The sequence below is a fragment of the Bradyrhizobium sp. SZCCHNRI2009 genome (assembly GCF_032485115.1).
Lineage (GTDB): Bacteria > Pseudomonadota > Alphaproteobacteria > Rhizobiales > Xanthobacteraceae > Bradyrhizobium.
Genome location: NZ_JAUEUH010000008.1, coordinates 152,747 through 169,635 on the forward strand (window position 1 = coordinate 152,747; position 16,889 = coordinate 169,635).

Here is a 16,889-nt window from a genome sequence, read left to right on the forward strand (position 1 = left end):
CATCAGGTCATGCCTCTCGAAATCGAACGGAAGTTTCTCGTCAAGTCCGATGCTTGGCGGGATCAGGCGACGCACAGTGAACGCCTTCGCGACGGCCTCGTCGCACGTCAGGACGGCCTCAAGGTCCGCGTTCGCTGCTATGGCAACCGGACGACGCTGTGCGTGAAGAGCGGCCGCCGCGGCCTGATCCGAGATGAATTCGAGTACGATATTCCCGCGGACCACGCCGCGATGCTGTTCGCGCATTGCAGCGGACGCATCCTCGAGAAGACGCGTCACTATGTGCCGGCCGAAAGCGGCGTCTGGGAAGTCGACGTCTACCACGACGCGCTCGAAGGCGTCGTCATCGCCGAGATCGAGCTGCCGACCGAAACGACCATCGTGACCCTTCCCGACTGGGTCGGCGACGAGGTCACCGGCGACCCGCGCTACAGCAAGGCCAACATGCTGACGGAGCGCTCGCGGGCGGCGAAAGTCCGGGAGCTGCGGCGCGCGCGCCTTGCAGGGCTGTGATGCACGCACGGGCCGTTGCGGCTTGACCCCTGTCAAATCACCCGTCGAGGGCACACCTTAAACAGCGCGGACTTGGCGGTCTGAACGATCGCGCATGGAGTTTGCACGATGAGTTCATCGCAGGTGATGTCACAGGCGCTGCGCGCCAAGATCATGTCGGCCGACGAGGCGGCCGCGCTGGTCGAGCCCGGCAACCATGTCGGCATGAGCGGCTTCACCGGGTCGGGCTACCCGAAGGCGGTGCCGCTCGCGCTGGCGCGCCGGATCGAAGCCGCGCATGCGCGCGGCGAGCCGTTCCGCGTCGGCGTGTGGACCGGGGCGAGCACCGCGCCCGAGCTCGACGGCGCGCTCGCCCGGGCTGATGGCATCGACCTGCGCCTGCCCTATCAGTCCGATCCGGCGACACGACAGCGCATCAACGCCGGCAGCATCGACTATATCGATCTGCATCTCAGCCATGTCGCACAGTTCGTGTGGTTCGGTTTTCTCGGCCATCTCGACGTCGCCGTGATCGAATGCGCCGGCATCCTGCCCGACGGGCGGCTGATCCCCTCGACCTCGATCGGCAACAACAAGACCTGGCTCGATCTGGCGGACCGCGTCATCATCGAAGTCAATTCGTGGATGAACCCGGCGCTGCTCGGCATGCACGACGTCTATTACGGCACCCGCCTGCCACCGCATCGCAAGCCGATCCCGATCCTGGCGCCCGGCGACCGCATCGGCGAGACCACCTATCGCTGCAATCCGGACAAGGTCATCGCGGTCGTCGAGACCCACGCGCCCGACCGCAACACGAGCTTCGCCGCCCCCGACGACGTCTCCGGCGCGATCGCCGGGCACATCCTGGAGTTCTTCGCGCACGAGGTGAAGCAGGGCCGCCTGCCGCGCAATCTGCTGCCGCTGCAATCGGGCGTCGGCAACGTCGCGAACGCCGTGATGGCCGGGCTCGACGACGGGCCGTTCCCGCATCTCACCGCCTACACCGAGGTGCTGCAGGACGGCATGCTGAACCTGATCCGCTCGGGGCGGATGGATCTCGCCTCCGCGACGGCATTGTCGCTGAGCTCGGAAGCGGCGATCGAATTCAACCGCGAGATCGAGTTCCTGCGCGACCGCATCGTGCTGCGGCCGCAGGAGATCTCCAACCACCCCGAGGTGATCCGCCGGCTCGGCGTCATCGCCATGAACGGCATGATCGAGGCCGACATCTACGGCAACGTCAACTCGACCCACGTGCGCGGCAGCAGCATCATGAACGGCATCGGCGGCTCCGGGGACTTCGCCCGCAACGCCTATCTGTCGATCTTCATGACGCCCTCGACGGCGAAGAATGGGACGATCTCCTGCATCGTGCCGATGGTCACCCATGTCGACCACACCGAGCACGACGTGCAGGTTCTGGTGACCGAGCGCGGCCTCGCCGATCTGCGCGGCCTGTCGCCCAAACAGCGCGCCCGCACCATCATCGATCAGGCGGCGCATCCAAAATTCCGGCCGGCGCTGGCGGATTATTTCGAACGCGCCTGCCGCGATTCGACCGGCAAGCACACGCCGCATCTGCTCGAGGAGGCGTTCCGCCTGCTCAGGCCGGAATGAGCGCTGCGGCCCGATCACCGCAGCGGCACGCCTCGTAGGCGACGGGATCGTGGCTGTTCACGATCGTGACCCGGTCGCCATGGTCGCATTTCAAGCGCCGCAGCCGCTCCTGGTTGGCGATCCGCATCGTGCGATCCTGATCGCCCTTGCGCTGGAACAGCCCGAGCAGCAGCGGCATCCGTGGCCGCGGATCGAGCTGGCCGTGGAAGAAATAGGCATCGCCGGCGTGCAGCAGCCATTTGTCGCCGCGTCGCACGGCGACGCCGCAATGGCCGCGGGTATGGCCCGGCAGAGGAACGATCAGGATGTCGCCGCTGCGATCCACGGCAGCGCGGACACCGCGAAAGCCGAACCAGTCCTCGCCGTCGTCGCCGTAGAACTGCCAGTCGGGACGATGCCGCCATTGGCCGGCGACATAGCGACCGCGCGGCGGCGCCGGAGACCCCTCGACGGCCATCGCATGCTCCCCGCGATGAACGTGCACCTTGGCCTTCGGGAAATCGCCGATGCCGCCGGCGTGGTCCCGGTCGAGATGCGTGAGCAGGATGTGCCTGACGTCGTCGGGCGAGAAGCCCAATGCCTTTACCTGCTGCAGCGCCGTCTCCGACGCATCGAGAAGCGGCGCAGCCTGCCTCACCCAGCGTGCCCCCAATCGTGCGGGCGCCGCGATGTCGCCGGTGCCGATACCGGTGTCGACGAGGACCAGGCCGTCATCACTCTCGATCAGCAGGCAGTGGCAGACGAGGCGGGCGCGCGCGAACAGGCCGCCGCTGCCGCTCACCAGCCGGCCGCCGCGTGGGCACATCGTGCCGGTGTTGAGGTGGTGGACGCGCATCGATCTTCTCCTTCATTGCCGATATCGGGCGCATCCTTGCGGGCCGGGCAGAGATAAGTAAAATATTGATCAGTGATACGCATCATAGGCTGCTCCTATGGATATCCGCGAGCTCCGCTATTTCTCCGCCGTGTTCGAGGAACGCAGCCTGACCAGGGCAGCGGCGCGCTGCTTCATCTCGCAGCCATCGATTTCGCTGGCGATCGCCAACCTCGAGGCCGAGCTCGGCACCGAGCTGTTCCTCCGCCACCGCAAGGGTGTCGTGCCGCTGGAGGCGGCCGAGCGCCTGCAGCCGATCGCGCGCCGGATCGTCGGCGAAGCCGATGCCGCCCGCAACCTGTTCCGGCACGGCGCGCCGAAGCAGGCGCTCAAGCTCGGGCTCATGCGCACCCTCGACGGCCGGCGCGTGACCGCGCTGCTCAAGCCGCTCACGGCGCGCGAGGATCTCAGGCTTCACATCGTCGGTCCGACCGAGCGGGCCGACGGACGCATCGTCTCAAAAAGCCTGGTCGGCGACGGCGAGCATTTCCTGCCGCTGTGGAGCGAGCGCTATGTCGCGGCTTTGCCGCTTGCGCATCCGCTCACGCTGAAGCCGCGCCTGCGCGCGGCCGACCTCGCCGACGTCGCCATGATCGACCGCTGCCATTGCGAGCACAGCGCGCTGGCGCGACGCAGCGGCGGGCCGCGCGAGATCGCCGCCATCGCCGAAACCGAGGATTGGGCCCTGGCGCTGGTCGCAGCCGGCGTCGGCGTCGCGATCGTTCCCGAAGGCGTCGTGCACGGCCGAAGCGACGTTGCGGTCCGCGAGATCGAGATGACGTTGAAGCGCCAGGTCGGACTCGCCTACTCCGCCGCGCGTGCTCCATCCGAGGCGCTGAAGATCTTGATCGCGACGCTGCGCGCGGCAGCGCCGCAGAAGCTCCGTGCGACAGCAGGGCGGCAAAAGGGAGCACCGGCCAAGCCAGGCCGGCGCCGGAGCAAGGTCGCGCCGGGCTAGCCCCGCGTCGTCAGCGGCCGTTCGATCAGGGGCCGCGCGGCGACCGGCGGATTGGCGGTCTGAGCCGCCAGTTCGTGGATCAGGCGATCGGCCTCGGCGGCCATGCCGTCGGGCGCCTGCAGCACCAGGCGCTCCAAGGCCCAGCGGTAGGACGAGACGCGCTGCTCCAGGCTGATCTGCACCCATTGCACGATCAGCGAGTTCTCCTGCATGCGCGCGACGGCATCGGCTTGCTCGCGCGGCGAGAGCTCGGTCATGTATTTCATGCTGGCATCGCGCTTGCGATCGAGATCGATGACGCGGATGGCCGACGCGAAGAACGGCTCGAAGCGGGTGATGTCGTCGCGCACGTCGTCGATCAGCTGGGTGTAGCGCGAGGCGTGCGAGCGGTGCGGCTCGTCGATCAAGGCCCGCCCATAGGCTGTGCGGTCGAACACGACCTTCTGGCGCCACGGCGAGGCCGACGGCTGATAGTCGCCGAACACGCTCTTCCAGGCAGGGCGCGAATGCGGTGGCTCGATCAGCGGATAAGCGAGATCGCGCAGCTGGCGCTCATTGTCGGTCAGTTGGAACTGCGACGGCTTGACGCCGACGCTGGCGGTGGCTTCCGCCCCGATCCATTTGTGCATGTCGTCATTGCGCATGTCGGCGCGGGTGCGGCCGAAATCGCCGCCGCTGCAGGCGCCGAGCAGTCCGCCGACGAGAACGAGTGCGAACACCGGCAGCGCGCGCCGGACCGGATTCACGATGGCCGGCATTCCCCTTTCCCCCGACCTGTCAGCGGCGACGGCGACGGCGGCTTGGCGCTGTGCCCTCGCGGGGTCCGCTATCGTCGGTCGTGGTCTCGCGCTCGATCCGAACGACGGGAAGAATCAGGATCGTTCCCATGCCCTCCTGCGGCGCGCCGGTCACGGCAGGCCGCGCGCGACGCGCAACGTCCGCCGGGAATTCAATGATGGTCGCCATGTCCACTCTCTTTCGTGCCCGAAGTTCTTACCCCCTGAAAACTCCCCGTCGCCCGAACTTCGCAGGCAAGAGGGCACGCAGAACTGACGATCACGAATGCCGGCGCATGAAGCTGCACGTTGGCATTCGGCGCGGCGAAGATCAGGCTGGCCGCGTGACGCGGCCAAGGCGAGATCATCGAACGGATCGATTAAGATCAGGACGTGGTTAAGAGGATATTAATGCGCGGGCCGCCCGACACGGATCGCGTGCACCGGCGGGAGAGAAGGCAAGCCAGCGTTGCGCCTTTGTCTCACCGGGTCATTTCGGCCCATCTTCACCGATTGTTTTCCTTAACGCCGTATTAAAACAACTCCGCTCTAATCGGCGCAACGATTGCCGAAGTTGCGTACCCCGACATGACAAGATCATCGCTGTTCCCCGGCTTCGACGGGTTGCTCACGCTCTCGCGCCGCGAGGGCGTCGACATCAAGCCCACTCTGCTGCGCGTCCTGACCGACCTCTATGTCCAGGCGAACGCGCATTCCGCCGACGAGGAGCGGCAGTTCGTCGAATTGGCCTCCCGTCTGGTCGACGACGTCGACGATGCGACCCGTGCGGCGGTGCGTGCGCGGCTGGCGATCTATCCGGCGACGCCGATCGAGATCCTGAACAAGCTGGGCTTGCGCCCGGCGCAGAGCGAGCCGACGCCGCCGCTCGCCGGCCCCATTCCCGCATCGCTTCGCTCGTCGCCTCCGATCCCGCCGCGCGACGACGCGGCGTCCGGATTGTCGATGCAGCCGAAGGATGCCGCCGAGCTCAGCGAGATGTTCATGCGCGCCGCCTCGCACGAACGCATCGCCATCCTGCAGAACCTCGCCACCACGCCGCTGAGGCCCGCCGCGCCGACGCCGTTGCACCGCGCGGTGCATGCGATCGAGGCGCTGGAGATGGCCGCGTTCAACGCCGACGTCGAGACGTTCACGATCGAGCTCGGCGAGAGCCTGATCCTGCCCTCACGCATGACCCACGAGGTTGTCAACGATCCCCATGGCGAGCCGCTGGCCTGCGCCGCAAAGGCGCTCGGCATGCCGGCGCCGGTGTTCGAGCGCGTACTGCTGTTCCTCAAGCCCGAGATGGGCCAGTCCGTCCAGACCGTGTTTCGGCTGTCACGCTTCTACGAGCGGCTCAGCGAGCGCGCGGCGCTGATCATGCTGGCGGCCTGGCGCGGCTCCGGGATGGCCGCGATCAGGGCCAAGCATCGCACGGCGCTCTATGACGACGAACGTCAGCACGTCCGTGGCAGCACGGCGCGGGCCGGCACCGCGACGAGGCCGATCGTGCGCACGGGGACCGATGGCTTCAAGCGCTGACGCGCGATCGCTGTCCCGAATCTTAGCGATGATCAGGGACGCTCGCGCACGAGATCGAGAAAATGACGGCCCTGCCTGTCCTCGGTCTCGATGATCCAGGCGTCGGGATCGAAGCGCAGCTCCTTGACGAGCCGCTCCTCGATCTGCGCTTCCGCGATCGGCTGCGGCGATATCGGTACGAAGAAGCGGTCGATCGGCTGGCTGTCGTCATAGACGGTCTGCGGGGCGGGGACATAGAGCTGGGCCGTGCCATCCATCATCGCGACCTTGACGAAGACCGCGCCGGCTTCCTCCGCGCCACGGTGGCGGATCGCGCTGAACGCGCCGGCCGACTGGCAACGCCGCAGATAGGCGCTCACCCAGATGCTGCTCTTCAATCGCATGATGGTTCGATGCAGGTGCAAGCGCGCTGCACGTCGCAGCCGCCCCTGCTCTATTCGATCGGATGACCGATGACAATCGCAAGCTCGCGCACCAGGCGGTCCGACACCTGGCCCGTTACCGGCAGCTTGCGCTCGCGCTCGAACTTCTGGATCGCGGCCAGGGTGTCGGAGCCGACCATCCCCGTCGGCTTCAACTGGCCATAGCCGTATTCGGTCAGCGCACGCTGGACCGCGGCGACACGACGGACATTGCCGCCCTGCTGCGTCGGTTGCGGACGCGGCACGTTGCCCTGACCGCCGCTGACCGAGCGGACGAGATCGGCCAGAGGATCGGCATATTTCTGATCCGGACGCGGCTCGGTGGCGCGTTGCTCGACCGCCCTCTGCTCCGCCGCCCTGGTTTCGGCGGGCCGCGTCTCGATCACCTTCGGATCCAAAGGCGAGATGTCCATCGGCCGGGGCCGCGGCAGCGGATTGGAGCTCGTCAGATGGGGCGGAATGGTCACAATGGACCCGAACATCGGCGCCGGATGCGGTCCCGATTGCAGGAACACGGCATTGACGACGATGGCGCTGCCAGCCGCGCAGGCCAGCAGGCCCGCAAACAGATCCTTCGGACTGTAGAGCATGGCCCGCAGCAGCCAGCCGCGCCCCTCCGCCACGTCGACGACGGCCGCAGCGGCGCGCTTGCGACGGCGCGGCGGCGCCGGATCATCCTCTGCAGCTCGTCTAGGCACTCTTCTTCACCTGCATGACCTGCCCTGGCTGGGCGGAGCGCGAGGGTGACAGCGGCGTGACGGTGGCGCCCGCAGCGGCCTCGGCCACGAAGTTGATCGGCAGCGCGATCGTGACCGTGGTCCCCTCGTCGATCTTGCTTTCTATCGACATTTCGCCGCCGTGCAAGGTCACGAGGCTCTTGACGATCGACAGCCCGAGGCCGGTTCCCTCGTGACGGCGCTGGTAGGTCTTGCCGGCCTGGAAGAACGGATCGCCGATGCGCTTGAGATCATCGGCGGCGATGCCGACGCCGGTGTCGGTGATTCGCAGCAGCAGGCGCGCGCCGTCGACGCCCGCCGAGACTGTGACATGGCCGCCGCGCTCGGTGAACTTGATGGCATTGGAGACGAGGTTGAGCACGATCTGCTTGAAGGCGCGCGGATCACCGGTGACCATCGGCAGGTCCTGCGGCACGTCGGCCGACAGATCGACACCGTTCTCGCGCGCCCGCAGCGCCAGCAGGTTGCAGCAATTGATAAGCGCCACTCGCGGCGCAAACGGCTCCGGCGTCAGCTCGAAATTGCCGGACTCCATCTTCGACATGTCGAGGATGCCGTTCACGACCGACAGCAGATGCTGGCCGGAATCATTGATGAGCTGCGCATATTCGCGGCGCCGCGCCGCGTTCAGCACCAGCACCTGCTCCTGCATCAGCATCTCGGAGAAGCCGATGATGGCGTTCAAGGGCGTGCGCAGCTCGTGACTCATGGTGGCGAGGAATCGCGTCTTCGCGGCGTCGGCGCGCTCGGCGGCGCTGCGCGCCAATTCGAGCGCCTGCTCCTGCAGCTTGCGATCGGTGACGTCGCGCATGACCGCGACCACCTCCTGCTCCGACCCGCCCGGCGCCACGCCGATGCGGTCGAGCGGGCGGCAACGCATTTCGACCCAGATGAAATCGACCGGATGATGAAAGCCGCGGCCCTCGCCCGGCGCATCGCGACGCAGGCGGAACTCGACACTCGAGGCTTCGCTGCCGCCCGCCGCTTCCGACAGCGCCGTGAGATAGGCCGGCCGGTCGGCGACATGGACCCGTTCGAACAGGCCGTGGCCGTGCAGCTGCGCGACCGGCGCGCCGAGCAGCGTCTCGGCCGCCGGCGAGATGAACATGACCGCGCCGTTGCGGCGGTGACGGGAGATCACGTCGCTCATATTACGCGCGAGCAGGCGATAGCGCTCCTCCTCCATCGACAGCAGCGTCACGCTGGTGCGCGCGAGCGTGTCGGCGGCAAACGCGAGCACGGCCGCATAGAGCGTGGCTGAGGCGACGCCGAACGCGAGCAGCCCGGTGCGCAAGGCGGGGTTGGTCTCGGGCTTCGGCAGCCAGCCGAAATGACCGATGAGGATCAGCAGCAGCGCGCAGCACAGTGCGAGCCCCGCGGAGAACACGACGACGCGGCGCGAGGCCGAGAACGAGGCTTCCAGGGGGACGACGATCAGCCACACCGCGGCAAAGGATTCGATGCCGCCGGTCTCGATCGACACCGCCATGATCAGCGCCGACAGTGCCAGCGACGACAGCGCGCAGGCGCTCTCGTAGCGGCCGGTGCGCGACAGATACCAGGACAGCAGAATGGGCGCGATCAGCCAGGACAGCGCGCCGACCTCGAGCGCGCTCGGCGCACCGCGCATCGCGAGAAAGGCAGGAAACACGGCGAAGGCGGCGAGGCTGCCCAGCAGGCGCGGCGCGATGAAGGCGCGATGGCGCGCGCGCGTCATCGCATCAGTTCGAGCCGATGGATGCAATAACGCATCGAGACAATCGCGGATGATACTCAACACACTCACGGCTCTCGCGCCTCGGCCTGTCGGTGGTTCTCACAAAGAGAACGCGCCGGGACGCCCCCTGTCGTCGGAAGTCACCGTGTCAGACTCGCATTAAGCGAACGCTAAGGGCCAGACTGCGGTGAGCCCGCCATTCGGCCGGGATGGTGAATGCATCGTTTCCGGCCGGGCCTGCGGTTGCGAAAGCGGCGCGATCTACAGCCGGTTGCACGGCGCGTGCGCCCGGCGCCAATGAAAAATTTACTCCGAAAAAAATCCAGCGCCCGACTTCGCGAAATCTCAACCAATTAAGCCCAATGCAAGCAGTCGCGACATAGAACAATCAGCTGCGATCCCGTTGCGCGACTTGAGCACGCGAGATCAGCAGCACGGTCGGGGTTGCGTGATGTTCTTTCTGCTTCGGATGGCATTCTGGCTCGGACTCGTGCTGGTGCTGCTGCCGCGCGAGAAGAGCCCGGACGCCGACAAGCTGCCGCAGATCAATGCGCACGAAGCCGTGCAGGCCGCGACCGCGGCCGTCTCCGACATGAGCCAGTTCTGCAAGCGCCAGCCGCAGGCCTGCGAGGTCGGCGGCCAGGCCGCGACCGTAATCGGCCACCGCGCCCAGGAAGGCGCGCGCAAGATCTACCAGATCATCACCGACAAGTCCGACGCCGCGGAGAAGCCGGCCGGCGCCGACAAGTTCATCGGCCCGGTGAAGCCGGCCAGTCTCGACAAGCGCGGCAACGATCACACCGGCTCGATCGACGCCCCCGTGCTCGAGGAGATTCCGCCGGGTGACGCGCCGGCCGATACGCTCTCGGCCGACGATCTCGCCGCCGAATGGCATCTGCCGCCGACGCCCTGAAGCGACGGAACCGACTGTCGCTTTCGTCCTCCCGAACGCCTATATGAAGGCCGACATCGGGACCGAAGAGCATCATGACGATCGACGACATCCGCGACAATTTCGCCCTGCTGGACGACTGGGACGACCGCTACCGCTACGTGATCGAGCTCGGCCGCACCCTGGCGCCGATGCCAGAGTACGAGCACTCCGCCGCGAACAAGGTGCAGGGCTGCGCCAGCCAGGTCTGGCTGTCGAAGCACGTCGATCACAGCGGCGCCGTGCCCGTGCTGAACTATCTCGGCGACAGCGACGCCCACATCGTTCGTGGTCTGATCGCAATTCTGCTGACACTGTATTCCGGGCGGACTCCGCAGGAGATCATGACCATCGATGCGCCCGCGGTGTTCGACGAACTCGGGTTCCGCGAGCATCTGACGCCGCAGCGCTCCAACGGCCTGCGCTCGATGGTCGAGCGCATCCGCGCCGACGCTCGCGAGGCGCTCGCCACGGCGTCCTGATCGGTTCGGCTACTTCTCCCGCTCGGGCCGCTGCTGGCCCAGGCCCATCTTCTTGGCGAGCTGCGAGCGGGTGACCGCGTAGTTCGGCGCCACCATCGGATAGTCCGGCGGCAGGTTCCATTTGTCGCGGTATTGTTCCGGCGTCATGTTGTACTGCGTGCGCAGATGTCGCCGCAGCGACTTGAAGCGCTTGCCGTCCTCGAGACAGACCAGATAGTCCGGGTGAATCGATTTCTTCACCGGGACCGCTGGCCGCGCCGGCTCCGGCGCGGGCTCGCTTCGTCCCGCTGCGACCCGCGTCAGCGCCGCATGCACCTGGCTGATCAGAGAGGGAATCTCCGCCGCCGGTGTCGGGTTGTTGCTGAGATAGGCCGACACGATGTCGGCCGTCAGATCGATAAAGCTCTTGCCGACCGCTTCGGTCATCGAACCCTCATCCCGCTCCGCCCTGCGACCGTCGATCGCAAAGTATCCCTCGATCGCAAGTATCACTCGCGCCGAGTGGCAGCGTTGTCTCGCGATTCTGCAAGCAATATGGGCAAATGACTGGCAAAATAACAAGATAGTGAGGACTTCTTCTTGAGAAGTCTGTCACCCGCCAAGTACTGCGTACCGTACGCCAGCCGAATTCAACCTGACCGTGTGATCCGGCCGCGTCAGGTCCGGCCTTCGAGATGGGTGCGCAGCTCGTCGATCGACGCAAAGCGCATCATCCCTTCGGGCATCTGCGCCTCGATCGAGCCGTCGGAATAGAGCGAATAGGCCATCCCATCCACCACACCCGACTTGACGATGCTGACGGCCGGCGCGTCCAGGTCCTTCGGCTCAGGCAGCGGCGGGGTTGGCTCGGGTTCGACGAAGGCCGGGGCGGCCCGCGCCAAACGCCGCGGGAACGGCGGGCGCAGAGGCTCCGGCGTCCGCTCCGGTCGAGACCAGCCGTCCGACGGGCCCGACTCGGTCGCGGCAGGCTCGTCCAGCGGCACGGGCGGCGGTGCGCTGAGGGGCGGTGACCGGAAATCCGTCGGCAACGGCTCGGCGCCGCGCTTCTCCGCGCGCTCCCGTTCCCGCCGCGACGACGACGCAAATAGCAGGTTGCGCTTGGGCCGCTCGGCGGGTTCGGCTGGCGGCTCGTCCGGCGCCGGCAAGGGCTCGGAGGCGCGCAGCGAGCCTGACAAAGGAGACGAGGACAGAGGCGACGACAACCCCGAGGACAGGGGAGACGACAGGTCCGGCATGCGGGGACGCGGACGTGGCGAGCCCCCCTCGCGCCAGACGTCCTCCGTCGGCGGCACCGGGGCGGTCTCGAAGTCGGTCTTGCTGGCGCCGAGCGGGAGCTGCAGAGGCTTGGCCTCGGACTCGGCGCCCGGACCCGACCTCAGCCGGCTCGAAATCACCTTCAGTTCGCTGAGGACGGCCGCCAGTCCGAACAGGATCAGCCCGCTGCAGACGCCAAGGGTCCCCGACAGGATCAGCGTATTGCCGACGCTGAACTCCTTGACCGGAATTCCCCAGGCGATCGCCCCGAGCCCGGCCAACACGGCGAGGGCTCCGGCGGCCAACATTGCACTCATCATCGAACTCATCCCCTAATGCGCCGGTTCCGGACGGTGTCCCGACCGAAATCACATTAGATAGCTGCGGTTGCGCGCGTCCTTGAATCCGGTTTCTAGTCCAAATCCGCGACAATTTGCAGCGGAAGTTCGGCCAATCCTGCTGAAGTTCTCGTCCGCCGTGCAGCCATCGTCATGATGTCGCCACAATATACATCGGCCAACCCTCGGCATTCATTGAGGTTCCTCCCGGGCTCTTCCGGCCCCTGTGGTTCAGCGGGCGTTCATTTGACTGTGCCAATATGGCGCTCAGCAGCCGAAATTCGGGTCCCCGCTGCGCTGCGAGAAGCATACCTTCCCATAATTCCGACACCTCGGAAGCCGGGACGCGCTATACGGAGGCGGGGAACACAGGCCTGAAACGCGGAAGCGGGGTCGCCAGGGGACGCCGGGTCACACTCAGCCATGACAACGATAACCACTTCGGTTCTTGAGACCCCGACGCGGCGGTCCCTCGAGCGGACGTATGACGATCTTGCACTGTTCGTGCTTGCCGCGGTCGCGGTGGTGGCCGGACTGACCTTCCGGGATTACGGCCTCGGCTGGGACGATTACACCCATGCCGAATATGCCGATCTGTTGCTGCGCATGTACGGCTCCGGTTTCAGGGACCAGGCGGCGCTGTCGTTCGCCAACCTGTATATGTACGGTGGCGGCTTCGACATGGTTGCAGCCCTGCTGCACAAGATCCTGCCGCTGGAATTGTTCGAGACGCGCCGGCTGGTCGGGGCCGTCGTCGGGCTGATCGGCCTTGGCGTGACCTGGCGCCTGGCGCGTCGCATCGGCGGTCCGGTGGCCGGCCTCGCCGCGCTGCTGCTGCTGGCGCTGTGCCCGATCTTCTACGGCCACATGTTCATGAACCCGAAGGACGCCCCCTTCGCGGTCGCCATGGTGGTGCTGCTGATGGGTCTCGTGCGCCTTGCCGAGGAGTACCCCTACCCCTCGCCGCGCACCATCCTGATCCTCGGCCTCGGCTCCGGCTTTTCGATCGGCTCCCGCATCCTGGGCGGCATGGCTGTCGTCTATGCGATGGTCGGCTTCATGCCGCTGTTCTTGGAGGAGTACCGCACGCAAGGGCCGCGCGAGACGATCCGCCGCTTCGCCCACGTGCTCTATGTGCTGATCCCCGGCCTGATCCTGGGCTACCTGATCATGGGGCTGATCTGGCCCTGGTCGATCATCGAACCGGCCAACCCGTTCCGGGCCCTGACCTATTTCTCGCACTTCTTCGAGAAGCCGTGGAAGGAGATGTTCGACGGGGCGCTGGTCTCGGTGCCGGACATGCCCTGGTCGTATTTGCCGACGCTGTTCGCGCTGCAACTGCCCGAACTGATGATCGCGCTGTTCGTCGCCGGCGTCGTGGCCTCGATCATGTCGCTGTCGCGGCCCGACGTGCCGGCGCGCCGGAAGAGCATCCTGCTGATGCTGACGCTGGCGGCGACGCTGCCGATCCTGATCGCGATCGTCAAACGCCCGGCGCTCTACAACGGCATCCGCCACTTCGTGTTCGTGATCCCGCCGATGGCGCTGCTCGGCGGCATCGCCTTCTCCTGGCTGCTGTCGTGGCTCAACGCCGACGAACGCCGCAGCTGGCAGCCGGTGGCAATCGCCGCGTTCTGCTTCGGCCTGCTGCTGCCGCTGGCGGAGATGATCCGGCTGCATCCCTATCAGTACACCCACTTCAACTTCATCGCCGGCACCGTGCGCGAGGCCGACACCCGATTCATGCTCGACTATTGGGGGCTGGCGCTGAAGCAGGCCTCCGACGGGCTGAAGGAGCAGCTCGACGAGCGCCAGGAGGTGCCGCCGATCGGGCACAAATGGAAGGTCGCGGTCTGCGGCCCGCAGCGGCCGGCCCAGGTCGCGCTCGGCCCCGATTTCACCATCGGCTGGGACAGCCACGCGGCCGACTTCGCCATGACGCTCGGCGAGTTCTACTGCAAGGGACTGACTGCCCCTGTCATGGTCGAGATCAAGCGCGACGACGTCGTGTTCGCCCGGGTCTACGACATCCGCGGCCGCAGCATCTCCAGCCTGCTGTCGATCCCGGCGCCGTGAGCGGCCTGCTCAGCCGCGCGACATGACTGCTCCCCCTGCCCCGCGCCTTGTCGCGCGGCGGCGGGCCGCCTAGGCTCGGGTCAGCCCTGGAAATCGGAGAATGCCATGTCGCCCGCCGAAGCGCGCCTCAAGGAAGTGCCGTCGAACATGTCCGAGGCCGAATGGTCGCAGCGGGTCAATCTCGCCGCCGCCTATCGCCTGGTGGCACTGTTCGGCTGGGACGACCTGGTGGACACTCATATCTCGGCCCGCGTGCCCGGCCCCGAGCATCACTTCCTGATCAACCCCTACGGCCTGCTGTTCGAGGAGATCACCGCCTCCAGCCTGATCAAGGTCGACCTCTACGGCAATCAGTTGTCCGAGAGCGAGTACAGCATCAATCCCGCCGGCTTCACCATCCATTCCGCGATCCATGAGGTCCGCGAGGATGCCGGCTGCGTGATCCATCTGCACACGCTCGACGGCGTCGCGGTGTCGAGCTGCGCCGACGGCCTGCTGCCGCTCAACCAGATCGCGCAATACGTGACCCACGACCTCGCCTATCACGACTACGAGGGCGTGGCGCTGGACCATGACGAGCGGCCGCGGCTGCAGCGCGACCTCGGCAGCAAGAACCACATGCTTTTGCGCAATCACGGCACCCTGACGGTCGGCCGCTCGGTCGCCTCCGCCTTCGAGCGCATGTATCACTTGGAGCGTGCCTGCTCGATCCAGGTCCGCACGCGCACGCTCGGTCCCTCGGCCTATCCCGTGCGCGACGAGGTCATCGACAAGAATGCGAAGCTGTTCGACAACGAGGATCGCGTCGAGCTGCGCTCCACCCAGCTGGTCTGGCCGCCGCTGCTGCGCCGGCTCGATCGCCTCAATCCGGGCTACCGCAATTGATTGTCGCCCGCTGATCGGCTAGTCTGAACCCATCACCCTCTACGCTTTTCGGAATGAAACGCCGCCCAATTCCGGGCGGCGTTTTTATTCGTGCGATGACGTGCCCCGTCAGCAGCATCCTGCCCGAGCCATGCCCTGCCGCTCGGACGGGCCGTGCAGTTGCTGCAATTCCTCGGCCAGCCGCCGCTCGACGAAGCGCCGCTCGTGCTCGGCAAGGCGGGTGGCGAGCAGCTTGCGATAGCGCCGCACATTGGCCTCGCGCGAGAACCGCAGGCGGGCGGCGGGCCGCATCCTGCGGCTCGCGGCGCTGTCCATCGCGGCGCCATCGGCTTCGACATCGACGCGCGGAACGATGCGCATGGCCGCCCCGCCGCGTGGGCGCGGCGGCTGATCCTCGCGGTCGAGCTGACGCAGCGCGCCGAGCACGTCGGCCAGATAAAGCGGCCTGGCGATACCCGGGATCTTGCGCAGGCCCGGCTGCGACTCGACGGCATACATGTCCGACGCCCAGGACGACAGGATCAGCCGCTTCTCGGCCAGTGACAGCTTGCGGTCATTCAGCAGGTCCGCCGGCGACTCGTAGTGCGAGACCGGATGGAATCCGGCACTGCCCGCGGTGATCGAAAAACGGTGCTCGCTCATGGCGTCTCTCCTCTTCCACTCCTTTCACCAGAGACAGATGCTGCAACGGCGCGGGCGACACGCCGCCCGCGCCGTAGCTCGAACAAGGCGTCAGGCCGCCTTCTGCTGCGCGATCTTCTCGACCGGCGCCGTGCCGATGGCGATGCGGCGCGGCTTCATCGCCTCGGGAATCTCGCGCACGAGCTCGATCCGCAGCAGGCCGTTGTCGAACGCCGCGTTGGTCACCTGCACGTAGTCGGCGAGATTGAACTGCCGCTTGAACGGCCGCGACGAGATGCCCTGATAGAGGTATTCGCGGGTCTCCTTGTCGCCCTTGCGTCCTTCCACCGTGAGCACGTTGTGCTCGGCGGTGATGGACAGTTCGTCCGGAGCGAAGCCCGCCAGCGCCAGCGAAATCTGGTAGCGGTCGTCGCCGATCCGCTCGATGTTGTACGGGGGATAGTGGTCCTCGACCGCGCGCTGGGTCTCGTCGAGCAGGTCGAACAGACGGTCGAAGCCGATGGTCGAACGCCACAGCGGAGAGAAGTCGTAGGTCCTCATAGCCAAGTCCTCCTAGGAGCAAGATGGATACGAAGGAGCGCCGAGCCGATGCGGACTTCAAAGTCCCGGAGATGTCCGAGTACCAAGAGACTTCTGAGTACCAGACAACCGGTCAGCGCCCAGATTTCGACCGGGCCCTGATGGCACCCGGCGCCGCCGAAGCGGCAGCAGACGAATTAGAAAAGCCGGCATCCATTTCAAGAGGAACGGATCGATTTTTTTCGCAGCCTTTTTCGCAGCGCAAAACCCGTCAGGCGGCCACGGCGGACAGCCGCTGCAGCCGCATCGTCGCCTCCCGCAGCACGCTGACCAGCCGGTCGCGCTCGCGCTGATCGATGTCGCCACGCGACAACACGGCCTGGCAGTGCGCCACCACGCGTTGCTCGCTCTCGATCAAGAACCGCGTCAAGCGACGGGGATCGCCCATGCTCATGACGGAGGTCGGGTTGGGCGGCGGATGATCGTATTGCCAGGCTGGCATGATCGGGCCTGCGAGCTCGCGCTGCTGATGAGACCGGGCGGCGCGGCAGCGCTCAACCACACCTCCCGTCGACCGTCGGTCCGATCACAGCCGGCTCACTGAACGCAATTGTGGCCGGTTCT

The 16,889-nt window shown here is 66.6% G+C and carries 19 protein-coding genes; 8 read left to right on the forward strand and 11 right to left on the reverse strand.

What is annotated here, in order from left to right; genetic code table 11:
• Positions 1-9 precede the first annotated feature (9 nt).
• Both QX041_RS26250 and QX041_RS26255 read left to right on the forward strand, forming a co-directional pair.
• The gene (locus tag QX041_RS26250) at positions 10-513 is read left to right on the forward strand and encodes a CYTH domain-containing protein (protein WP_315828263.1); all 504 of its coding nucleotides are present in this window, start codon (positions 10-12) and stop codon (positions 511-513) included.
• Between the two features lie 108 nt (positions 514-621).
• Positions 622-2,112, forward strand: coding sequence for an acetyl-CoA hydrolase/transferase family protein (locus tag QX041_RS26255; RefSeq protein WP_315753069.1), 1,491 nt, complete (start codon positions 622-624; stop codon positions 2,110-2,112).
• On the opposite strand, the gene QX041_RS26260 is transcribed toward QX041_RS26255, so the two are convergent.
• Complete coding sequence (locus QX041_RS26260; RefSeq protein WP_315828262.1) at positions 2,099-2,947, reverse strand: MBL fold metallo-hydrolase; 849 nt, start codon at positions 2,945-2,947, stop codon at positions 2,099-2,101. The two genes, QX041_RS26255 and QX041_RS26260, sit on opposite strands and share 14 nt — an antisense overlap.
• 97 nt (positions 2,948-3,044) lie before the next feature.
• On the opposite strand from QX041_RS26260, the gene QX041_RS26265 reads away from it, so the two are divergent.
• Positions 3,045-3,944: a LysR family transcriptional regulator gene (locus QX041_RS26265; protein WP_316167031.1), complete on the forward strand. Its 900-nt coding sequence runs from the start codon at positions 3,045-3,047 to the stop codon at positions 3,942-3,944.
• Here the strand turns inward: QX041_RS26265 and QX041_RS26270 are convergent.
• Positions 3,941-4,702: a hypothetical protein gene (locus QX041_RS26270; protein ID WP_315828260.1), complete on the reverse strand. Its 762-nt coding sequence runs from the start codon at positions 4,700-4,702 to the stop codon at positions 3,941-3,943. The two genes, QX041_RS26265 and QX041_RS26270, sit on opposite strands and share 4 nt — an antisense overlap.
• A 19-nt stretch (positions 4,703-4,721) precedes the next feature.
• Complete coding sequence (locus tag QX041_RS26275; protein ID WP_315716121.1) at positions 4,722-4,910, reverse strand: hypothetical protein; 189 nt, start codon at positions 4,908-4,910, stop codon at positions 4,722-4,724.
• A 398-nt stretch (positions 4,911-5,308) separates the two neighbouring features.
• Here QX041_RS26275 and QX041_RS26280 point away from each other — a divergent pair, with 398 nt between their 5' ends.
• A complete protein-coding gene (locus QX041_RS26280) occupies positions 5,309-6,262 on the forward strand; it encodes a DUF2336 domain-containing protein (RefSeq protein WP_315828259.1) in 954 nt (317 codons plus the stop codon).
• A 32-nt stretch (positions 6,263-6,294) separates the two neighbouring features.
• Here the strand turns inward: QX041_RS26280 and QX041_RS26285 are convergent, their stop codons facing one another.
• From QX041_RS26285 to QX041_RS26295, 3 genes are read right to left on the reverse strand one after another with little or no spacing between them, the layout of a single operon-like run.
• A complete protein-coding gene (locus QX041_RS26285; RefSeq protein WP_315716119.1) occupies positions 6,295-6,645 on the reverse strand; it encodes a DUF1491 family protein in 351 nt (116 codons plus the stop codon).
• A gap of 50 nt (positions 6,646-6,695) precedes the next feature.
• Positions 6,696-7,382, reverse strand: a complete 687-nt coding sequence (locus QX041_RS26290) for a peptidoglycan-binding domain-containing protein (RefSeq protein WP_315828258.1) — start codon at positions 7,380-7,382, stop codon at positions 6,696-6,698.
• On the reverse strand, positions 7,375-9,138 hold the full coding sequence (locus QX041_RS26295) for a PAS domain-containing sensor histidine kinase (protein WP_315828257.1): 1,764 nt from the start codon (positions 9,136-9,138) through the stop codon (positions 7,375-7,377). The genes QX041_RS26290 and QX041_RS26295 overlap by 8 nt, the downstream gene beginning before the upstream one ends.
• A 451-nt stretch (positions 9,139-9,589) precedes the next feature.
• Here QX041_RS26295 and QX041_RS26300 point away from each other — a divergent pair, with 451 nt between their 5' ends.
• Positions 9,590-10,051 (forward strand): DUF5330 domain-containing protein, encoded by a 462-nt coding sequence (locus QX041_RS26300; RefSeq protein WP_315753074.1) that lies wholly within the window; start codon positions 9,590-9,592, stop codon positions 10,049-10,051.
• 74 nt (positions 10,052-10,125) lie between these two features.
• Positions 10,126-10,551, forward strand: coding sequence for a SufE family protein (locus tag QX041_RS26305; protein WP_316167032.1), 426 nt, complete (start codon positions 10,126-10,128; stop codon positions 10,549-10,551).
• Between the two features lie 9 nt (positions 10,552-10,560).
• Here QX041_RS26305 and QX041_RS26310 read toward each other — a convergent pair whose 3' ends face one another.
• Together QX041_RS26310 and QX041_RS26315 are read right to left on the reverse strand one after the other, a co-directional pair.
• Positions 10,561-10,977: a MucR family transcriptional regulator gene (locus tag QX041_RS26310; RefSeq protein ID WP_315716114.1), complete on the reverse strand. Its 417-nt coding sequence runs from the start codon at positions 10,975-10,977 to the stop codon at positions 10,561-10,563.
• A gap of 230 nt (positions 10,978-11,207) precedes the next feature.
• Complete coding sequence (locus tag QX041_RS26315; protein WP_316167034.1) at positions 11,208-12,125, reverse strand: hypothetical protein; 918 nt, start codon at positions 12,123-12,125, stop codon at positions 11,208-11,210.
• Between the two features lie 441 nt (positions 12,126-12,566).
• Between QX041_RS26315 and QX041_RS26320 the strand changes: the two genes are divergently transcribed.
• Together QX041_RS26320 and QX041_RS26325 are read left to right on the forward strand one after the other, a co-directional pair.
• On the forward strand, positions 12,567-14,219 hold the full coding sequence (locus QX041_RS26320; protein WP_315716112.1) for a glycosyltransferase family 39 protein: 1,653 nt from the start codon (positions 12,567-12,569) through the stop codon (positions 14,217-14,219).
• Between the two features lie 105 nt (positions 14,220-14,324).
• The gene (locus QX041_RS26325) at positions 14,325-15,104 is read left to right on the forward strand and encodes a class II aldolase/adducin family protein (protein ID WP_316167036.1); all 780 of its coding nucleotides are present in this window, start codon (positions 14,325-14,327) and stop codon (positions 15,102-15,104) included.
• Between the two features lie 108 nt (positions 15,105-15,212).
• Here the strand turns inward: QX041_RS26325 and QX041_RS26330 are convergent, their stop codons facing one another.
• From QX041_RS26330 to QX041_RS26340, 3 genes are all read right to left on the reverse strand, one after another.
• Positions 15,213-15,746: a hypothetical protein gene (locus QX041_RS26330; protein WP_315828255.1), complete on the reverse strand. Its 534-nt coding sequence runs from the start codon at positions 15,744-15,746 to the stop codon at positions 15,213-15,215.
• A 90-nt stretch (positions 15,747-15,836) separates the two neighbouring features.
• A complete protein-coding gene (locus QX041_RS26335; RefSeq protein WP_315716109.1) occupies positions 15,837-16,286 on the reverse strand; it encodes an Hsp20 family protein in 450 nt (149 codons plus the stop codon).
• Between the two features lie 250 nt (positions 16,287-16,536).
• Positions 16,537-16,767, reverse strand: coding sequence for a hypothetical protein (locus QX041_RS26340; protein WP_315716108.1), 231 nt, complete (start codon positions 16,765-16,767; stop codon positions 16,537-16,539).
• Positions 16,768-16,889: the final 122 nt, after the last annotated feature.